Origin of the sequence: Bradyrhizobium sp. STM 3562 (assembly GCF_045571435.1) — a bacterium.
GTDB lineage: Bacteria > Pseudomonadota > Alphaproteobacteria > Rhizobiales > Xanthobacteraceae > Bradyrhizobium.
Genome location: NZ_CP120694.1, coordinates 203,667 through 222,484 on the forward strand (window position 1 = coordinate 203,667; position 18,818 = coordinate 222,484).

The 18,818-nt window shown below is 63.0% G+C and carries 15 protein-coding genes; 5 read left to right on the top strand and 10 right to left on the bottom strand.

Going from position 1 to position 18,818, the window contains the following annotated elements:
• Nucleotides 1-26 precede the first annotated feature (26 nt).
• Both P6U23_RS00960 and P6U23_RS00965 read left to right on the top strand, forming a co-directional pair.
• Nucleotides 27-878 (top strand): ParA family protein, encoded by an 852-nt coding sequence (locus tag P6U23_RS00960; protein ID WP_407177777.1) that lies wholly within the window; start codon nt 27-29, stop codon nt 876-878.
• A 222-nt stretch (nt 879-1,100) separates the two neighbouring features.
• Nucleotides 1,101-1,979, top strand: a complete 879-nt coding sequence (locus P6U23_RS00965; protein ID WP_407177778.1) for a ParB/RepB/Spo0J family partition protein — start codon at nt 1,101-1,103, stop codon at nt 1,977-1,979.
• A 123-nt stretch (nt 1,980-2,102) separates the two neighbouring features.
• On the opposite strand, the gene holA is transcribed toward P6U23_RS00965, so the two are convergent.
• The 4 genes from holA to P6U23_RS00985 all read right to left on the bottom strand — a co-directional run bounded on the left by holA (nt 2,103) and on the right by P6U23_RS00985 (nt 8,211).
• A complete protein-coding gene (holA, locus tag P6U23_RS00970) occupies nt 2,103-3,131 on the bottom strand; it encodes a DNA polymerase III subunit delta (RefSeq protein ID WP_407181736.1) in 1,029 nt (342 codons plus the stop codon).
• A 107-nt stretch (nt 3,132-3,238) separates the two neighbouring features.
• Complete coding sequence (gene lptE / locus P6U23_RS00975; RefSeq protein WP_407177779.1) at nt 3,239-3,790, bottom strand: LPS assembly lipoprotein LptE; 552 nt, start codon at nt 3,788-3,790, stop codon at nt 3,239-3,241.
• The gene (gene leuS / locus P6U23_RS00980; protein ID WP_407177780.1) at nt 3,777-6,401 is read right to left on the bottom strand and encodes a leucine--tRNA ligase; all 2,625 of its coding nucleotides are present in this window, start codon (nt 6,399-6,401) and stop codon (nt 3,777-3,779) included. The genes lptE and leuS overlap by 14 nt, the downstream gene beginning before the upstream one ends.
• A gap of 115 nt (nt 6,402-6,516) precedes the next feature.
• Entirely contained in the window at nt 6,517-8,211 is a 1,695-nt protein-coding gene (locus P6U23_RS00985; RefSeq protein ID WP_407177781.1) for a diguanylate cyclase domain-containing protein, read from the bottom strand.
• 107 nt (nt 8,212-8,318) lie between these two features.
• Here P6U23_RS00985 and P6U23_RS00990 point away from each other — a divergent pair, with 107 nt between their 5' ends.
• The gene (locus tag P6U23_RS00990; RefSeq protein WP_407181737.1) at nt 8,319-9,008 is read left to right on the top strand and encodes a YggS family pyridoxal phosphate-dependent enzyme; all 690 of its coding nucleotides are present in this window, start codon (nt 8,319-8,321) and stop codon (nt 9,006-9,008) included.
• Nucleotides 9,009-9,047: 39 nt separating this feature from the next.
• Here P6U23_RS00990 and P6U23_RS00995 read toward each other — a convergent pair whose 3' ends face one another.
• A complete protein-coding gene (locus tag P6U23_RS00995) occupies nt 9,048-9,617 on the bottom strand; it encodes a L,D-transpeptidase (RefSeq protein WP_407177782.1) in 570 nt (189 codons plus the stop codon).
• Nucleotides 9,618-9,817: 200 nt separating this feature from the next.
• Here P6U23_RS00995 and P6U23_RS01000 point away from each other — a divergent pair, with 200 nt between their 5' ends.
• Both P6U23_RS01000 and P6U23_RS01005 read left to right on the top strand, forming a co-directional pair.
• A complete protein-coding gene (locus tag P6U23_RS01000) occupies nt 9,818-10,504 on the top strand; it encodes a response regulator transcription factor (RefSeq protein WP_024511845.1) in 687 nt (228 codons plus the stop codon).
• A gap of 51 nt (nt 10,505-10,555) precedes the next feature.
• Complete coding sequence (locus P6U23_RS01005; RefSeq protein WP_024511846.1) at nt 10,556-10,999, top strand: cyclic nucleotide-binding domain-containing protein; 444 nt, start codon at nt 10,556-10,558, stop codon at nt 10,997-10,999.
• 801 nt (nt 11,000-11,800) lie between these two features.
• Here the strand turns inward: P6U23_RS01005 and P6U23_RS01010 are convergent.
• From P6U23_RS01010 to P6U23_RS01030, 5 genes are all read right to left on the bottom strand, one after another.
• The gene (locus tag P6U23_RS01010; protein WP_407177783.1) at nt 11,801-12,949 is read right to left on the bottom strand and encodes an L-dopachrome tautomerase-related protein; all 1,149 of its coding nucleotides are present in this window, start codon (nt 12,947-12,949) and stop codon (nt 11,801-11,803) included.
• A gap of 277 nt (nt 12,950-13,226) precedes the next feature.
• The gene (locus P6U23_RS01015) at nt 13,227-14,330 is read right to left on the bottom strand and encodes a hypothetical protein (protein ID WP_407177784.1); all 1,104 of its coding nucleotides are present in this window, start codon (nt 14,328-14,330) and stop codon (nt 13,227-13,229) included.
• A gap of 130 nt (nt 14,331-14,460) precedes the next feature.
• Nucleotides 14,461-15,276, bottom strand: coding sequence for an exodeoxyribonuclease III (locus P6U23_RS01020; protein WP_407181738.1), 816 nt, complete (start codon nt 15,274-15,276; stop codon nt 14,461-14,463).
• A gap of 137 nt (nt 15,277-15,413) precedes the next feature.
• A complete protein-coding gene (locus P6U23_RS01025) occupies nt 15,414-16,244 on the bottom strand; it encodes an outer membrane lipoprotein carrier protein LolA (RefSeq protein ID WP_407177785.1) in 831 nt (276 codons plus the stop codon).
• Nucleotides 16,245-16,351: 107 nt separating this feature from the next.
• Nucleotides 16,352-18,811, bottom strand: coding sequence for a DNA translocase FtsK (locus P6U23_RS01030; protein WP_407177786.1), 2,460 nt, complete (start codon nt 18,809-18,811; stop codon nt 16,352-16,354).
• Nucleotides 18,812-18,818 lie beyond the last annotated feature (7 nt).

The window sequence follows — 18,818 nt, forward strand, 5'->3', positions numbered from 1 at the left end:
CCCGCAACAGCACATGGCAATCGGCGATGACCGTAATTGATGAGGTTTATCAAGAGGATACGACGGCGAGCCCGCCGGGTCACCCGCGCATCCTCGCGCTCGCCAATCAGAAGGGCGGGGTCGGCAAGACAACCACCGCGATCAACTTGGGGACGGCACTCGCTGCGATCGGCGAGCGGGTCTTGATTGTCGATCTTGATCCGCAGGGTAATGCCTCGACCGGGCTCGGCATCGACCGGCGCAACCGTAGCTGCTCGACTTACGATGTGCTGATCGGGGAGGCGGGCCTCCGCGAGGCAGTGGTGCCGACAGCGGTGCCGCGTCTGCATATCGCGCCCTCGACCATGGATCTCTCCGGTCTCGAGCTTGAGCTCGGCACCACGCCCGGCCGCGCCTTCCGCCTGCGCGATGCCATCGCGGCGCTGAACAACAACGTCTCGCCGGACAATGATTACACCTATGTGTTGATCGATTGCCCGCCTTCGCTCAACCTGCTCACGGTCAACGCGATGGCCGCGTCGGATGCGATCCTGGTGCCGCTGCAATGCGAGTTCTTCGCGCTCGAAGGTCTGTCGCAGTTATTACAGACGGTGGAACAGGTGCGGACCACGCTCAATCCGAACCTGTCGATCCACGGCATCGTGCTGACCATGTTCGACTCGCGCAACAACCTGTCGAACCAGGTGGTCGCCGACGTCCGGCAGTTCATGGGCAGCAAGGTCTACAAGACCATGATTCCGCGCAACGTGCGCATCTCGGAAGCGCCGTCCTACGGCAAGCCAGTCCTGGTCTACGACCTCAAATGTGTCGGCAGCGAAGCCTACCTCAAGCTTGCGACGGAAGTGATCCAGCGCGAGCGCGAGCTGCGGACGAGTTGATCCCATGGCGTCATTCCGGAGGAACCGCATAGCGGATCGATCCGGAAACCAGATGTTGTGAAACGACTCGTGATTCGAGATTCCGGGTTCGCATCCAAGTCGGCTGTTGCCGGACTTGGACACCAATAGATCCGAACTCCAGTAGACCCGAGTTCGGGCCGCGCGTCCCGGAATGACAACAGAGGAACAGGAGCGCTTAAGTTGAATCCAAGGGAGCTGGCGATGGCCGACGAAGCGCGTTCGCGACTGGGCCGCGGTCTTGCAAGTCTGATCGGTGATGTCGGCGGCGAGGCCAAGCATGCCGAACGGCCGCGCGGCCAGCGCAAGGTGCCGATCGAATTTCTAAAGCCCAATCCGCGCAACCCGCGGCGTACTTTTTCGGACGCCGAACTCGCCGAGCTCACCAACTCAGTCAGGCAGCATGGCGTCATTCAGCCGATCGTGGCGCGGCCGGTGCGCGGCACGCAGGATCGCTTTGAGATCATCGCCGGCGAGCGACGCTGGCGCGCGGCGCAGGCGGCCGGCCTGCATGAGGTGCCGATCGTTCCGGTTGATGTCAGCGACAGCGATGCGCTGGAGATCGCGATTATCGAGAACGTGCAGCGCGAAGATCTCAACCCGATGGAAGAGGCGCAGGGCTATCACGCGCTCGCGGGCGAGTTCAAACGCAGCCAGGAAGAGATCGCCAAGATCGTCGGTAAGAGCCGCAGTCACGTCGCCAACATGATGCGGCTGACGAAGCTGCCGGCCGAGGTGCAGGCCTATATCGCGACGGGGGAGCTGTCCGCCGGCCACGCCCGCGCGCTGATCAACGTGCCCGACCCGCTCGCCGCCGCCAAGCGCATTGTCGAAGAGGGTCTCAATGTGCGCCAGGTTGAGGCGCTCGCCCATGAAGAGGGCGTGCCGGAGCGCAAACCGCAGAAGCCGCGCAGCGCCAAGGTCAAGGACCCCGATACGGTTGCGCTGGAGAAGCGTGTCAGTGATGCCCTCGGACTTGCCGTCTCCGTCAATCATCGCGATCCCGGCGGCACCGTGCAGATCAACTACCGCAACCTCGAACAGCTTGACGAAGTGATGAAGCGGCTGGCGCGGTCTGGCTGAAGGTTACACTTCGCTGTCCCGTCATTCCGGGGCGAGCCGAAGCCTCGAACCCGGAATCCCGCGCCACAATCTCTGGATTCCGGATTCGCGCGTTCGGCGCGCCCGGAATGAGGGTGCAAGACGTCACCCTCGCCGCTTGGCGTTCACCGCAATCGACAGCAAGGTGCGTTGCGCGATGACCGCGGCCAGCGACGGTTGCTTGCGCATGTCCAGAGCAGCCGTTGCAAGCTGATCGATGATCGCAAGGAGCCGCGTGGGATTGAAATTGCGCAGCGCAGTTTCGACCGCGCCTTTGCGTGAAAAATGCAGCCGCGGATAGCCGCCTTCGAGCAGGGATGAGAGTGGCGTACCCTCGCCAAGCGCGAGGGCCGATTTGTGCAGCCAGGCCGCCTGACGCTGCGCGGCCGCGATGATCACGCCGGGATAGGTGCCGGCCACCATCGCCTTGGCGAATTCGGTTTCGACCAGTTCGGGCTTGCCGGCGAAGGCGCCATCGACGATGGGATCAAGTTTAAGCTCCGACGCATCGGCAACGACGGCCATCACATGGTCGAGCGTCACCTCGCCCTCGCCATGGGCAAACAGTGTCAGCTTGCGCAGCTCGTTGCGCGAGGCCTGGCGGTCGCCGCCGAGCAAGGACGTCAGCGTCGCGCGCGCTTCCGGCGCGATGCGCAGATTGGCGAGCCGCAGTTCATCGTCGATCAGCTTCGCCAGATCGCGCTCGGTGTCGGGATAACAGCCGATCGCGACCGCGGTCTTGGCCCGCTCACACGCCTTGCGCAGCGGCGATTCGGGGCGCAGATCGCCGGCCTCGATGACGATCCGGCAATCTTTCAAGGGCGTGTCGGCCAGCGTATCGACGCCACTGGCGAAGCTGCGCGAGCCGGCGCGCACGCGGATGGCGCGGCGGCCGCCGAACAAAGGCACCGTCAGGGCTTCGTCGACCAGGCGGGATGGTTCGGCGGCCAGCTCATCGCCATCCAGCTTCACCAGCGAAAAGGGGTCATTCGGGTCATCGACGGCGGATGCCAGCAGCGCATCCGCGCGCTCGCGTACCAAGCCTGTGTCCGGTCCATAAAGCAGAATGATCGGCCGCCCCGGATCGGGCCGGGCGAGGAACGTATCGATGTCTTTTCCGCGCAGCGCGACCATTGGTTCAGTCATTCCGGGGCGCGCGTGAGCGCGAACCCGGAATCTCGCTCAACAAGCTCTGGATTCCGGGTTCGCTCACTAAAGCGAGCGCCCCGGGAATGAGGAGTTCACGTGCCAGCTACGAAGAACGAGGCGAGCCGTGTCTGAATATTGTCCGCAATTTCCTGCGCGGCGCGGTCTTCGGCGTCACGGAAGGCACGCGAGCGCGCGAAGCGCTGATAGGAGCCCGGCATGTCGTAGGAGACGCGGGCAAAGGTGCTGCCGTTCAGCACCGATTTGTTGCTTGCAATCTCGATCAGCGTGTACTGCGCGTCGATGCCAAAATTCTCACTGGTCGGCAGCGCCGTGTTCGGATCGACCAGCACCGAGGAGCGGCTGGTGGTGAACTTCAGGACCAGCCGATGCGTCGGCGGCATGCCAGTGGCGTTGCCGTAGAGCTTGAACGCCAACGCGTTGCGGATTTCGACCCCGATTCGAGCCTCGCGCGAGCCGTTGGGCTTGTCGACCGGCGGCACTTCGACGCCCAGCAACTTTTCGCGCAAATCGGGCGTGCCGTTGGTGTGCTCGGCATACATGGGCTGAAAGCAGCCGGCTGTCAGCGCCGCCAAAGCGACCACGGCCAGCAGCCGAGCGGCAACGCACGTTTTAGCCAACCACATTCACGATCCTCATGGGAACGATAATGACCTTGCGGACGGCTTTGCCGCCCAGCGCGGCTTTTACCGCATCGAGCGCCAAAACGGCAGCCTCAATTTCCGGATTTTGGGCGGTCTTGGCCACCGTCACCTCGCCGCGTTTCTTACCGTTCACTTGGACCACCAATGTGACCGCGTCTTCAACCAGCAAATCGCGTTCGATTTGCGGCCAATTGGCTTCCGATATCAATCCTGACTGCCCCAGCACCTGCCAGCACTCCTCAGCCAGATGCGGCATCATCGGCGCGAAGAGCTGCACGAGAATCAGCGCGGCCTCGCGGACAGCCCAGCGGAGGTCGGCCGTTGGCTGACCCTGCCTGGCCAGCACGTCGGCCAGCGCATTGGCGAATTCGCGGATATGGGCGAGGCAAACGTTGAAATGCAGCCGCTCGATGCCGCCGGACACCTTGTCCAGGGCACTGTGGGCGGCCTTGCGCAAAGCTGTGGCCTCAGGGCCGAAGCTTTGCGGCCGGTCCGCCGGCGCATTCCTGGCGATCTCGGCTGATTCGTTCACCAGGCGCCACAGCCGCTGCACGAAGCGCGCCGCCCCCTGCACCCGTTCGTCGCTCCAGATCACGTCGCGATCGGGCGGCGAATCCGACAGCATGAACCAGCGCGCGACGTCGGCGCCATAAGTCGCGATGATGTCGTCGGGGTCGACGGTGTTCTTCTTCGACTTCGACATCTTCTCGATCGAGCCGATCGTCACCTCTTCGCCGGTGTCGATCAAAAAGCCCCGGCGGCCGTTCGCGCCGGTCTCCACTCTGACCTCGGCGGGCATGACATAAGTGCCGTCCGGCTTCTGGTAGGTCTCGTGCACCACCATGCCCTGCGTGAACATGCCGGCGAACGGCTCGTCCATGCCGATATGGCCGGTCGCCTTCATCGCGCGGATGAAGAAGCGGCTGTAGAGCAGATGCAGAATCGCGTGCTCGACGCCGCCGATATATTGATCGACCGGCATCAGCCGATCGACCACAGGCCGCGTGGTCGGACTGTTCTCGTTCCAGGGATCGGTGAAGCGCGCAAAGTACCAGGACGAATCGACGAACGTGTCCATGGTGTCGGTTTCGCGCTGCGCCTCGCCGCCGCATTTCGGGCAGGTGACATGCTTCCACGTCGGGTGATGGTCGAGCGCATTGCCCGGCCTATCGAACGTCGCATCTTCGGGCAGCGTCACCGGCAGGTCCTTCTCCGGCACCGGCACGACGTCGCATTTGGGACAATGGATCACCGGGATCGGGCAGCCCCAATAGCGTTGCCGCGAGATACCCCAATCGCGCAGGCGGAAATTCACCTGGCGTTCGCCGACCGGTGCGTTGCCGCGCAGCTCCCTTTCCAGGCGCTTGGCGACTTCTTCCTTTGCCTGCTCGATGGTCATGCCGTCGAGAAAGCGTGAATTGATCATGCGGCCATCGCCGTCATAGGCCGTGTCCGTGATCACGAATGTCTTGGGATCCTGACCTTCGGGGCAGACCACCGGCGTGTTGCCGAGCCCGTATTTGTTGACGAAGTCGAGGTCACGCTGATCGTGCGCGGGGCAGCCGAAGATTGCGCCGGTGCCATATTCCATCAGCACGAAATTGGCGACGTAGACCGGCAGCCTCCAGCTCGGATCGAACGGATGGATGGCGCGGATGCCGGTGTCAAAACCCTGCTTCTCCGCGGTGTCGATGATCTCCTGCGCCGTGCCGATGCGTTTGATCTCGGCGATGAACTCCGCCAGCTTCGGACTCTTACCGGCCGCGGCCTGGGCGAGCGGATGATCGGCCGAAATCGCCATGAACTTCGCGCCGAACAGTGTGTCGGGCCGCGTCGTGAAAATCTTCAGCTCGGTCTCGCCGGCGGGCGTCGTGGCAGGGTCAAGCGCGAAGCGGACAAGCAGGCCTTCCGAACGGCCGATCCAGTTGCGCTGCATCAGCCGCACCTTGTCCGGCCAGCGGTCGAGCGTGTCGATCGCGTCGAGCAGCTCCTGGGCGTATTTGGTGATCTTGAACACCCACTGGTTCATCTCGCGCTGTTCGACGATCGCGCCCGAGCGCCAGCCGCGGCCGTCGATCACCTGCTCGTTGGCGAGCACGGTCATGTCGACCGGATCCCAGTTCACCTTGCGCTTCTCGCGCTCGGCGAGGCCTGCGCGCAGGAAATCCAGGAACAGCTTCTGCTGATGCTTGTAGTAGGAGGGATCGCAGGTCGCGAATTCGCGTGACCAGTCCAGCGACAGACCGATCGAACGGAGCTGCTTCTTCATCGCAGCGATGTTGTCGTAGGTCCACTGCTTGGGCGCGATCTTGCGCTCGATCGCGGCGTTCTCCGCCGGCAGGCCGAAGGCGTCCCAGCCCATCGGGTGGATCACGTTGAAGCCCTTGGCGCGCATATAGCGGGCTAGCACGTCGCCGAGCGTGTAGTTACGGACATGGCCGATATGGATGCGCCCGGACGGGTAGGGGAACATCTCGAGCACGTAATATTTCGGCCGCGGATCGTCGTTCTTGGAGGCGAAGATCGCCTGTTCGTCCCACTGGCGCTGCCAGCGCGGCTCGGCTTCGCGGGCGTTGTAACGTTCGGAACTCATCAAATCGCAGGCTTTTTCGTGGATTCGGGGCCGTCGTAAAGACGGCGGACTAGGCCACAAAAACGGCCGGGGGGTCAACGCCCAACGCGTTCAAAAGCTGCCGGGCAGGGCCGCCTCAGCTTGCGATGGCGATACCGTTGCCGCCGCTGGGACGCCCAAAACCGTGCTCGACCACGGTGTTGCGGCCGCGGTGTTTGGCGGCATAAAGCGCGGCATCGGCCGCCTCGATGAGCTCACCTGGGTCCTGGCTGTCGCTCGGGGTGGTGCAGGCCACGCCGACGCTGACCGTGACGCACTGGTGCAGGGACGTCCGGTGCGGCAGCGCCAAGTCCTGCACCGACGCGCGCACCAGTTCGCCGACTTCGCGCGCGCGGTCCGCGGTTGCATTCGGGAGCAGCAGGCAGAACTCCTCGCCGCCATATCGCCCTGCAAATCCCATGGTTTCCGCGGCGATCGCGGCAAGAGTTTCGCCGAGCTTGGTCAGGCAGGCATCGCCTTCGCGATGACCATAGGTGTCGTTGTAAAGCTTGAAATGATCGACATCGATCATCAAGAGCGACAGCTCGCACCCATATTGCTGGGCCTTCATCCATTCAAAATCCAGCCGGCTCTGGAAGCCGCGCCGGTTGGCGAGCCCCGACAACATGTCGATCGAGGCGATCACAGTGAGGCGGTCGTTAGTGGCGAGCAGCTCGCGCTCGCGCTGGCTCAGTTTTGCCGCCATCGCGTTGAAGGCACGGGCGAGCGGGACGAATTCGGACGGGAGATGATCGCGCGTCGCGCGCGCCGACCAGTCGCCGTGGCCGAAGCGTTTTGCTGTCCCCGCCAGGATCTGGATCGGCTGCACGATCAGCTTTTCCGCGGCGATCAGTGCGCCCAAGAGCACGAACAGGCTGACGAAGCCGAGCTGGAGGTAAGCGGTCCTGATGTCGCGATCGATCGCCGCGGTGGCCTCGTCCTCGTCATTGCTGACGATCAGGCGCGCGCCGGTTCCGGCGATCCGCGCAAAGCTGATCGCGCGTTTCGAGCCGTCCGCGGCGGTGAAGGAAAGCGAGCCTTCGTCCTCGTCCGACGTCAGGGCCGGCTCCGCGATCGCGGACAGCAGCGGCACCTCGTCCAGCGACTTACCCACCAACTGCGCCGGATTCGAAGGCGCTGCGAGCACGGTTCCATTGCTGTCCACCAGCACGGCCGACACCCCAGGCCGCCGGCCGAGATTGCTCATCACCTTCGACATCCAGTCGAGATTGACTGAAGCGAGCACCACGGCATCGTTCTCGCTATTGAGCGCCGCGACCGGATAGGCCGCCATCACCATGGGGACGTGACTTTCTCTGCCAAGGAGGAAATCGCTGAAGACGAAGTCGCGAGTCTCCCGGGCCTTCTTGTAATAGGCCCGATCGCTCATGTCGGCGCCGACGGCGGTGTTGCTGGTCGAGCACTGCACGCGTCCGTCACCGCCGACGATCAAGATATTGCGGATCCAGGGCAGGTTGGTTGGCAGGCTCGCGCGCAGCATGTCGCAACTCTTGCCGATGCCGCCGACGGAGGCGCGGATATAGGCGGCGGACTTCAGCACGGTCTCGACCGAGGAGATGACTTCGCGTTCGGTGTCGGCGCTGTGCTTGGCGAGACTGGAAAATTCGGCCGCGGCGGCCGCGATCTGCTTGGACCGCGCATCTTCCAGCGAGCGGGCGCGTTCCAGCATCAGGGGCGCAACCAGGATCACCGCAAGCAGTGCGAGCCGCGCGCGGATGCCTAAGAGCTGCTTGAGTTTCGCTCGTTTACGGTTGAAACTGACGCGAGACATCTTCTTTCCCCTACCCCCAAGCGAGGGTACCGGGAATGGTTCAAGAAGCCTTTCCCGAACTCGGTAAAATTAGAGCTACCCCCGTAGAACTACGAGCTTCTCGATCCATGGCGCCTGATCATTCGTCCGCTGTAACTCCGCATTCACCAAGCGCACTTGCCCAAGTGGAAGCGGAGATCGCGCGTGCCTGTGCGGAGGCCGGGCGCGATCGCGCCTCCGTCACCCTAATTGCAGTCTCGAAAACGTTCGGCGCGGAGCACATTGTGCCGACAATCGAGGCCGGACAGCGCGTTTTCGGCGAGAATCGCGTGCAGGAGGCCAAGGCCAAGTGGCCAGCGTTAACGGTATCTTACCCGGACATCGTGCTGCATCTGATCGGACCGCTGCAATCCAACAAGGCCAAGGAAGCGGTGGCGCTGTTCCATGCGATCCATTCGGTCGACCGTCCGAGTGTTTGCCAGGCGTTAGCCAAGGAAATCGAATCTCAGAAAAAACATCCCGAACTCTTTGTGCAGATTAACACCGGCGAGGAGCCGCAGAAGGCCGGCATCGCGCCGGCGCAGGCCGATGCCTTCATTGCGAGCTGTCGCAAGGACTACGGTCTGACCATTTCGGGCCTGATGTGCATTCCGCCGGTCAACGAGGCGCCGGCACCGCACTTTGCGCTGACCGCGAAGATTGCCGCACGCAATGGTTTGCAGAAGCTTTCGATGGGCATGAGCGCGGATTTCGCCGTCGCGATCAAATTCGGCGCCACGCATGTGCGCGTCGGCTCGGCGATCTTCGGACACCGTTAGGTGTTTGCGTTGTTGCAATGACGATCAAGAGACGTCGCCTTACCCGATGATGATTTTGGTTCGTGGCGACAAGCGCCGCAAGAGCTGCAGCATGGCCGCCCTGGTCATCGAGATGCAGCCCGCCGTTGGGCCAAAATTGTCGCGCGCCAGATGCAGGAACACCGCACTGCCGCGGCCGGCGATGCGCGGCCGCGTGTTGTGGTCGATTTCGACGATGAAATCGTAGAGATGATCTTCGCGCGTCAGCCGGTCGCCGTCGTGCCCCGGCGCGAGGCGCAGCGGCCGATTGTAGTGCCGGTCGGTGGGGTCTTCGCACCAGGCATCATCGCCGCGGATCGGTCGCACCGGTAAAAAGCTCCGCGGCCGTGGGCTACGGTCGGCGCGCCACCAGACGCGCCTAGGCCGGAACGTGCCCTTTGGAGTCCCGCCGTCGCCCTCGCGCTTGTTGGCCACAATGCCGCCACGGCCGAGCGCGACCGGGATGGTGAGCCCGCCCCCGGTCAGCCAGCCGCGGCGGGGATCGCCCGCAGCCGTGCGAATCGACACAAAGGAAAGCGGCCGATCACGCCATAATTTATCATAAGTGATTGAAATAGCCTGCTTTTTCATGGAAATTTTCGAAGCTGCATAGTGCCCCTGCATTACAGGACATTCATCTGAATGGCGCGCCATTGTGGAGTAAGGTGTAAACCGACTTGTGAATCGGTCACGGCCGCCTACTTCAACACGTATCCACTGGAGGTGGCCTACCGTAACCGGGCCGGTCGAAAGCTGTTTGCTCCCGCCGCGGCCCCATAGAGGATGTACCCATGGCCAATGCCCGCAAGATCCTGATCGTGGATGACGATACCGATCTGCGCGATACGTTGGTGGAGCAATTGTCGCTGCACGACGAGTTCGAAGCCTCTGCCGTCGATACTGGTGCCAAGGGCGCCAGCGCCGCGAAGGCGAATTCACCCGATCTGGTCTTGATGGATGTCGGCCTGCCCGATACCGACGGGCGCGAAGTGGTGCGCTCCTTGCGCAAGGGAGGCTTCAAGGCTCCCATCATCATGCTGACGGGGCATGACACCGACTCGGACACGATTCTCGGGCTCGAATCCGGCGCCAACGATTATGTGGCCAAGCCATTTCGATTCGCCGTGCTGCTGGCCCGCATCCGCGCGCAGCTCCGCCAGCACGAGGCCAGTGAAGACGCGGTGTTTTCGGTCGGCCCCTATAGCTTTCGGCCCGGTTCGAAGATGTTGACCAGCGCCAATGCCAGAAAGGTACGGCTGACGGAGAAAGAGACCGCGATTTTGCGCTTCCTTTACCGCGCGGGGCAGTTGCCGGTTTCGCGCGAGACGCTGTTGCAAGAAGTGTGGGGCTACAATTCAGGCGTCACCACCCACACGCTGGAAACCCACATCTACCGGCTCCGCCAGAAGATCGAGAAGGATGCTGCCAATCCGGAGATCCTGGTAACGGAGGCCGGTGGCTACAAGTTGGTGCCGTGATACGTTCGGGACACCGAATCGCCGAAACGTGTCCCCGATCAGCGGTCCTGAATGTCGATCGAAGATGATGTGGCCCTGCTCGAGCGGGTCCCGACGCTGCGCCTGTTGGGAAGCGCGGCGCTGCGCATGCTGGCGATCGGCTCCGAGCAACGCGACGTGGCGCGCGGCGATACGCTTTTCAAGCAGGGCGACGAAGCCGATTGCGGCTATGTCGTCCAGCGCGGCGCGTTGCGTGTCCAGGACAACAGCGGCGCGGAGATGACCGCAGGCCCCGGTTCCCTGATTGGCGAGCTCGCGCTGGTGGTGGCGATGCGCCGCCCCTCGACCGCTACTGCGCTGGAACATTCCACCGTCATTCGCATCGCGCGCAGCCTGTTTCAGCGCGTGCTGGAGAGCGATCCGGCGGCTGCCCTCCGCCTGCGCGACGAATTCGCCAACCGCTCCGCCCAGATCGCGAGCGATATTCTGATGGCCGGCGCGAAGCTCAATACGTAGCGCCGTCGCGCCGCGCGGGTTTTTCTCTGATTCGATTGTCAAACAGCCAGGCTTCCGGTCATTCGGGGGCCTCATGGTTCGAGACGCGCTGCGCGCTCCTCACCATGAGGGTCTTGCTTCGTGCCGCGCCTTGACGCCTCATCTTAAGGAGCCGCCAACGGCTCCGCGCAAAGCGCGACCCGATGACAAACCCCGCGGCATCTCGAAGGATGGGCCGCGAGCTATGCTGCCGCGCGTTCGCATTCTCGCGACGCCTTTCGCCCGAGTCATGCATCGCCATCACCCTCAGAGAACAGAGGGCGCAGGGAAGGACGGGTGGCCGCTGCACCCGGGGCCCCCGCGCAAAAGGAAATTGCGCGAGCGCGCGTTGACCACAGGTACAGGCGGTGATCACACCGGCCTTCCCTGCGCGCATGGTTTACGGCTTACTTCGTGCTCTTCCCGGTGAACCAGGCTTGATTGCCACCGTCGTCAGCGCGATGCGATAAGCATCGCCGCCAACTTGGCGCCTGCATGGGCGCGCCAGAACCACACGACTTCGCCGTCCGCGATCACGCCGCTCGTCTGTCGGCATTTTCGCGGCCACCCGCAGCCCGCCTCACGTTCGTGACGATCGCGATCCGTCCCTCTGCATCGAGGCGGGATGCGCGAATCATACGGCTGATTCGTGCTTCGGAAAAACAGAAATATTTCTGCGCGGCCGGATTGACAGGAATTTTGGAAGCGTGCCCGCCGGGCAAATCAGTCGTCTTCGTCGGGGTTGACGTGCGCCAAAAGCGGCATCGCCTTTCGGATCACGCGCTAACCCGGCAGCTTCACCTTGAAGATCGCAAAGGGACCGGATCGCGGCCGGTTGTTCTTGAACGCGACCTCCCAGAGATGGGAGTCGGCGATGTAGAGATAGCCGCCGCTGATCGCGAAGCCGTCGGCCCAGGAAAGCTTGGAGGGATCGCTGACAAAGGTGCTTGTGCGCAGCTTGTGGCCCGGCGCGAGCGTCATCGCCGCCACGGTCGCGTGCTCGAGATCGCCGCCATAAAGCGTGCCCTGCGAATCCATGATCAGGCCGCCGCTCAGCACCGAGCTGCCGAGATATTCGACCTTTCTGGCCAGCTCCGCCTCCGAGAGCTTCTCGTCGCGCAACGCGGCCGTCGGCACGCGCCAATAATTATGGTCGGTGAGCGGGCGGTAGTACAGCCATTCCGCATCCGGCGACAGCGCGATGCCGTCGGCCTGGATCGCGGCGACCGAGCCGTCCGGCCGCAGCGCCGCCTCCTTGCCGATCATCAGGTGCTGCTTCGGATCGGCGAAGGTCGAGCGATCGCCAACGAGGACCTGTCGTGCCTTGCCGGTCCTCAGGTCGAGCACCACCAGGCTGCCTTTGTTGGCGGCATTGGTGAGATAGGCGTAGTCGTGCGCGAGGTCGATGCGGAGGTCGTTCAACGAATCCTTCGGCGACACCACGCCCTTGAAATCATATTGCCGGATCACGCGGTTCGTCGACAGGTCGAACTCGACCAGTTTGGGCGGCAGTCGTTCTTGATCCAGCTTCGGCAGGGAGGAATCGAGCGCCCATAGATGATCGGCCTTATCAACCCAAAGCGCCTGAACCGAGATCCATTGCGAGGCGCCGTCTCCCTGCTCGTTGAAGTTATTCCATGCCGCGTCGGGATAGGGTGTCACCGCGCCCGTCTTTGGATCGACCTCGACCATGCTGAATCGAGAGCGGAGCTGGGAAGCCGGGGCCGTCGCAAACACCCGGCCATTGGCTGAGACGCCGATCCCGACCAGGCGAAAATCGTCACCGAACGTCTTCACGGTTTGTAGCGGCGGTCCAATTGTGCCGCTGCTCTCGTGATGGGAGCTCTCCGCCGCGGCAGGCGCTGTCGCCAGCATCGTTGCGACCAAGAGAATTTCGAGCGGCGCGCGGCGCAATCCTGCTGTCATCGTCATGGCCAACGGTTGCGGTGAGACCAGCGCCTGGATAATCGGCGTGGCGCGCGGCCGGTTCCCTCACAATGGGATGATCGAGAGCTACGGACCAAGCGTGTGATTTGGTCCGTCATTCCGGGGCGAAGCCATGGCATCGAACACGGAATCTCGCGCCACACCGCTGGGTTTTCGGGTTCGCTCGCGTTCGCGAGCGCCGCGGAATGACGTTCCTACGTCAGCGTCACCGGCACATGGTCCGACGATCGAGATCGCCGCCTCTGTACTCAACCATCGCGCTTCAGCGAGACCTGATCTCTTGAAATTTAGAAATCGCCCGCTCGAACTTGCCGGTGAAGAGCCACATCGCATCTAAGATTTCGCGGAAGGTTGCGGATGATCGTGCCCTCTCGGCGTGTCCAAGGGCGAAGATGCCGTTGTTTCGCAGATATCGCATGATCCTTCCGTCGGAAATCCTGTAGTCGAGCAACTGGCCTGAGTTGAGTGCGGTTCGTGCCGGAGTGGGAATGATCTGGATGAGCTCGAAGAACTTCATCTGATCGATCGGGTTTGGCAGTGTCTTTGCGATATCAGGTATTTGCAGAAAGAGTTCTGCGTGTGCGTTCATCAGGCCATCCCGCACGGCGGTCCAGTGGTTGAACCGACGATCCAGGCCGCCGGCACGTCGCTCTTCCTTTTCATCGCGCGCGATGAGCTGCGGATCAAAGGCCGCTATCGAGGCCTTGATGCTTTCCCACCTTCTCCGGCCATTGCGATCTTCGGATGGCGCCGTCTGGAAACTGCCCTTGTAGGTATTGGAGCGCGCATTTCCTGCATTTTGAATCCCGCTCGTCTCGGCAAAGAACAATCCCAGGCTGATACGGCCTGCGGCTTCGGCACTGGCGGTGTCGAGGCCTTTGGCGCGCGCGATCGCGACGCCCAGGTCGATCACATCCTTGAACGGCGTCGCCGAGCTTTGCGCGTTGGCGGGCGGGGCCTCCATGATGTCGAAGAGTCTTCTGTACTCGTCGACCAGCGGTTCATTGTCCGCATCAAAATATTGCGGGAGGATTCCGAATTTGTTGGGCCGGCCGATTCTTGATGGAAGCGCATCCGTGAGGTCCTTGTACGTGCTCATCATGTTGATGCGTGCGAGGTAAAGGGCCTGTCCCGGCAGGTTCGGAAGCACCTGGTGCGAATCGATCTGGCGGCGCCGCTCGGCAAGGATTGATTTGAACTCGCTCAAGGCGTGCTCGTAGGCGCTCAGCGCATCCGCTTGCCTGCTTGAAAGCGCGCTCGGTTGGGCCGTGGCGGAGGACACGACGCGCAAAGCGCTCGGCGCAGCGAGCAAGAGTGCGAGGACAAGCGCAATCCTGATTGCGATGGTATGTCTCTCTCTGCCCATGGCGGCACCTTCGCAGTGCGTGGAGCGGATTAGGGAAGCGCAATCCGCCGATAGCCGGCCCCTCTACCCGTTGCGCAGCAACTGTTGCCCTTCGTTATGGGCCCCGGCTTTCGCCGGGGCGACGGCAAGCTCAAACCTCCAGCGTCACCGTTACCGGTACGTGGTCGGATGGACGGTCCCAGCTACGGGCGTCGCGCAGGATCTGGAAATCGCTCACCGTGTTCTTCAGCGCACGCGAGACCCAGATGTGGTCGAGCCTGCGGCCGCGGTCGCCGACGGTCCAGTCGGCGGCACGATAACTCCACCAGGTATAGACCTTTTCCGACAGTGGGATGCGCTCGCGCGCGACGTCGAACCATTGCCCGCGCTCTTGCGCGGCCAGCAGCTTCTCGCATTCGATCGGCGTGTGCGAGACCACCTTCAAGAGCTGCTTGTGCGACCACACGTCGTTCTCGTGCGGCGCGACATTGAGGTCGCCGACCAAGATGTGGCGGTCCTCGCCGCGCGGATGCAGCGGCTCGCACGCCTTCATCTCGTCGAGGAATTTGAGCTTGTGATCGAACTTCGGGTTCGCGTCCGGATCGGGGATGTCGCCGCCGGCGGGCACATAGAAATTATGCAGCACCAGGGGCTTGGCAAACTGCGCCTTGTCGCCGAACGCAACCGAGATGTGGCGCGAATCGATCTTGTCGCAGAACGTCCTGACATCGGTGGTCTCGAACGGCAGTTTCGAAATGATGGCGACGCCGTGATAGCCCTTCTGCCCGTTCAGCGCGATGTGCTCATAGCCCAGGCGCTTGAAGCGCTTGAGCGGGAAGGCATCATCGATGCACTTGGTTTCCTGCAGGCAAAGCACATCGGGCCGCGCCGATTTGATGAATTTCGCGACCAGATCGATGCGCAGCCGCACCGAGTTGATGTTCCAGGTTGTCAAGGAAAGACGCATGGGAGCTTGCGTCATAGCATAGATCAAACTGCTGTCGATTCCCGTCATGGCCGGCCTCGTCCCGGCCATCCACGTCTTTTTTGCTGCACCACGTGGATGCCCGGGGCATGACGGCCTTCCCGGCGGAGGACGCGTGCCTACCCCGGCGAGCCCGGATAGCGCGTGAAATCGATCTTGAACAGGCCCGGGTCGATCTTCTTGGTGGTATCGAGGTTGTAGACCGCGACCGTGGTGTCGTATCCCTGCGGATCGGTCACCGTCCACTGTTTGAGCTGGCCGTCCTTGGCGCCGACCATCAGCATCAGGCGGCTGGTGCCGACGAGGGCCTGTTTCTCCTCGATGGTGACGCTGATGAAGACGTCATCGGCGCTGACGTTCACGACATTGGTGTCCTTCATCAGATCGATACGGTCCGACAAAAGAAAGCGCAGCGGCGTCTGCGAGAGCGGATAGATGTCCTGGGTCGCGAGATTGCGGTCGCGCACCGCAAGCGAGGAGCCGTCGGCGATGATCTCGATCGGGGTCGGCGGATCATATTCGAAGCGGACCTTGCCCGGTTTCTGGATATAGAAGTCGCCCTTGGTCTTGGTGCCATCGGGACCCACCTGCACGAAATTGCCGACCAACGACTGCAGCGAGGAGAGATAGGCGCTGACCTTGGCGGCCTGCGCCTTCTGATTGGCATCGAAGGTCTGAAAGATGCTGGTCGGCACATTGCGACGTGGATCCGGAATGATCGGCTCCGGCGGCGTCGGCTGCGCCGCGGCCGTCGTCACTGGACCGCGCTGCGCTTCGCTCAACTGAATCTTTCCGCGGTCCTTCGGGGACGGTTTCGGAATCGGAACGGTCTGTGCCGACAGCGGCACCGCAAGCGCGATCAGTGCGGCCGCGACCAATAGCGTCGCCGCGACGCAGGCGCCGCGAGAGACGAATGATTCGGCCGATCGAAGTGCTGGATCTTTAAGCAACGCGTCGTCCTGTCTGGATTCGGGCCACTTTACCGTGGTTCGGCAGGCGGAGATATGGCTTTTCCGTGAAATATGGAGTTCGTGTCCAAATTCCGTGCGCGCGGCAATTAAAAGCCGCCTTCTTCTTCGGGGACCAGAATTTCGCGTTTGCCGGCGTGATTGGCCTGTCCCACGATGCCTTCGAGTTCCATCCGCTCCATGAGCGAGGCAGCGCGGTTATAGCCGATTTGCAGACGGCGCTGAATGTAGCTGGTGGAAGCCTTGCGGTCGCGTTTGACGATCGCCACGGCCTGCGCGAACAGATCGCCGCCGCCATCGCCACCCATGCCGGTCGCATCGAACACGGCGCCGTCTTCCTCGCTCGGCTCTTCCGCGGTGACGGCTTCGAGATATTCCGGCGCGCCCTGTGTCTTCAGGTAGCGCACCACTTTTTCGACCTCTTCGTCCGAACAGAACGGGCCGTGGACACGGCTGATGCGTCCACCGCCAGCCATGTAGAGCATGTCGCCCTGTCCGAGCAGTTGTTCGGCGCCCATCTCGCCCAGAATGGTGCGGCTGTCGATCTTGGATGTGACCTGGAACGAGATGCGGGTCGGGAAATTCGCCTTGATGGTGCCGGTGATGACGTCGACCGACGGCCTTTGCGTGGCGAGAATCACGTGCAAGCCCGCCGCGCGTGCCATCTGCGCCAGCCGTTGCACCGCGCCTTCGATATCCTTGCCGGCCACCATCATCAGGTCGGCCATTTCGTCGACGATGATGACGATATAGGGCAGGGGATCGAGATCGAGCTTTTCTTCCTCGTAGATCGCCTTGCCGGTCTCCTTGTCGAAACCGGTATGCACCGTGCGCGTCAGCTCCTCGCCTTTGGTGCGGGCTTCCGCAAGGCGTGCATTGTAGCCGTCGATGTTGCGCACCCCGAGCTTGGCCATCTTCTTGTAGCGTTCTTCCATCTCGCGGACCGCCCATTTCAGCGCGACGACGGCTTTCTTCGGATCAGTCACGACGGGAGTCAGAAGATGCGGAATGCCGTCATAGACCGACAGTTCGAGCATCTTGGGGTCGACCATGATCAGCCGGCACTGATCGGGGCGCAGCCTATAGAGCAGGCTGAGGATCATGGTGTTGATCGCGACCGATTTGCCGGAGCCGGTGGTGCCGGCGATCAACAGATGCGGCATGCGCGCGAGATCGACGATGATGGATTCGCCGCCGATATTCTTGCCGAGGCAGAGCGGCAGTTTTGCAACCGATTCGTTGAACTCCTTGGCGACGAGCAGTTCGCGCAAGTAGACTTTTTCGCGATGCGCGTTCGGCAGCTCGATGCCGATGGCGTTGCGGCCGGGAACGACGGCGACGCGCGCGGAGAGCGCGCTCATCGAGCGCGCGATATCGTCGGCGAGCCCAATGACGCGCGAGGATTTGATGCCGGGTGCGGGCTCGAGCTCGTAGAGCGTGACCACCGGGCCGGGATTGGCCTTGACGATCTCGCCGCGGACGCCGAAGTCCTGCAGCACGCCTTCCAATGCACGCGAATTTGTTTCCAACTCGCTCTTGCTGAGCGGCTGGCGATCGGCCGCCCTGGGCGCAGCGAGCATCGACACCGACGGAAGATCGAATTTCTCGGAGGTTTTCCGCGCCGGCGTGCGGGGCGCGGCCTTCTTGCGCGGGGCGCGCGCGGCGGGCTCCTCTTCCTCTTCTTCCGCTTCCTCATCCACGTCGTCGTCGAAATCCTCTTCGGCCTCGGGCGCCAAAGCGGGCGCGCTGCGGCCGCCGAGATTGGGCTCCTGGCGTTCAAAGGACAGGCGCGGCTGCGACGTGCTCGAGACCAGCGAGCGATAGGCCCTGCCGAGCAGCCAGATCAGGCGCGCCTTCGCGCTCATCAGCGCGTGGAAGATCCATCCCAGGGAGACCGAGCCGCGATCGTCTTCCTCCGCTTCCTCGAAAGGCGCATCTTCATCGACGATGGTCGCGTCATCCTCCTCGACCTCGCGCGCGCCGAAGCCGCCGGCGAGGAGGAAACTTGCGGTCATGGCGAGGAAGAGAATGATCCCGAGCACGAAGCGATAGACGAAGCCCGGTGGCCCGAACACCACGGCCGGCGCGCGCACCAGCGCATCGCCGACGACGCCACCGAGTCCGGTCGGCAGCGGCCAGGCGCCATTGTGCGGCCAGCAGCTCGCAAAGCCGGCGGCGAGCGCGGTCGCGAGCACCCAGCAGCCGAAACGCAGCGCCTCGCGGTCGAACGGCCGGTGGTTCATCATCCGCCAGCCGCGCACCGCGAGCGGCAGGATCGCCATGATCGATCCGAGCCCCAGGATCTGCATCAACAGGTCGGCGCCGATCGCGCCGGGATAGCCCATCAAATTATGAATGGCGCGCGAGGTCGCGTGGCTCAGCGACGGGTCCTGAACCGACCAGGTCATCAGCGCGGCGGCCGCCACGCCGGACAGGGCGATCAGCCCGAGGCCGGCGAGCTCGCGCAAGCGCCGCGCCAACGCCTCGCGAATCGAGTTCGGCAAGTGACCGACCAGCGGAATGACACGTTCGATCGCCGGCATCCTCATGCGCCCC

Coding starts and splice junctions, on each gene's coding strand:
- lptE (WP_407177779.1), bottom strand. CDS start 3,790: ATGTGGTTGGCTAAAACGTGCGTTGCCGCTCGGCTGCTGGCCGTGGTC.
- P6U23_RS01010 (WP_407177783.1), bottom strand. CDS start 12,949: ATGACGATGACAGCAGGATTGCGCCGCGCGCCGCTCGAAATTCTCTTG.
- P6U23_RS00995 (WP_407177782.1), bottom strand. CDS start 9,617: ATGAAAAAGCAGGCTATTTCAATCACTTATGATAAATTATGGCGTGAT.
- P6U23_RS00990 (WP_407181737.1), top strand. CDS start 8,319: ATGGCGCCTGATCATTCGTCCGCTGTAACTCCGCATTCACCAAGCGCA.
- P6U23_RS01015 (WP_407177784.1), bottom strand. CDS start 14,330: ATGGGCAGAGAGAGACATACCATCGCAATCAGGATTGCGCTTGTCCTC.
- P6U23_RS01005 (WP_024511846.1), top strand. CDS start 10,556: ATGTCGATCGAAGATGATGTGGCCCTGCTCGAGCGGGTCCCGACGCTG.
- holA (WP_407181736.1), bottom strand. CDS start 3,131: ATGGTCGCGCTGCGCGGAAAAGACATCGATACGTTCCTCGCCCGGCCC.
- leuS (WP_407177780.1), bottom strand. CDS start 6,401: ATGAGTTCCGAACGTTACAACGCCCGCGAAGCCGAGCCGCGCTGGCAG.
- P6U23_RS01020 (WP_407181738.1), bottom strand. CDS start 15,276: ATGCGTCTTTCCTTGACAACCTGGAACATCAACTCGGTGCGGCTGCGC.
- P6U23_RS01030 (WP_407177786.1), bottom strand. CDS start 18,811: ATGAGGATGCCGGCGATCGAACGTGTCATTCCGCTGGTCGGTCACTTG.
- P6U23_RS00985 (WP_407177781.1), bottom strand. CDS start 8,211: ATGTCTCGCGTCAGTTTCAACCGTAAACGAGCGAAACTCAAGCAGCTC.
- P6U23_RS01000 (WP_024511845.1), top strand. CDS start 9,818: ATGGCCAATGCCCGCAAGATCCTGATCGTGGATGACGATACCGATCTG.
- P6U23_RS00965 (WP_407177778.1), top strand. CDS start 1,101: ATGGCCGACGAAGCGCGTTCGCGACTGGGCCGCGGTCTTGCAAGTCTG.
- P6U23_RS00960 (WP_407177777.1), top strand. CDS start 27: ATGACCGTAATTGATGAGGTTTATCAAGAGGATACGACGGCGAGCCCG.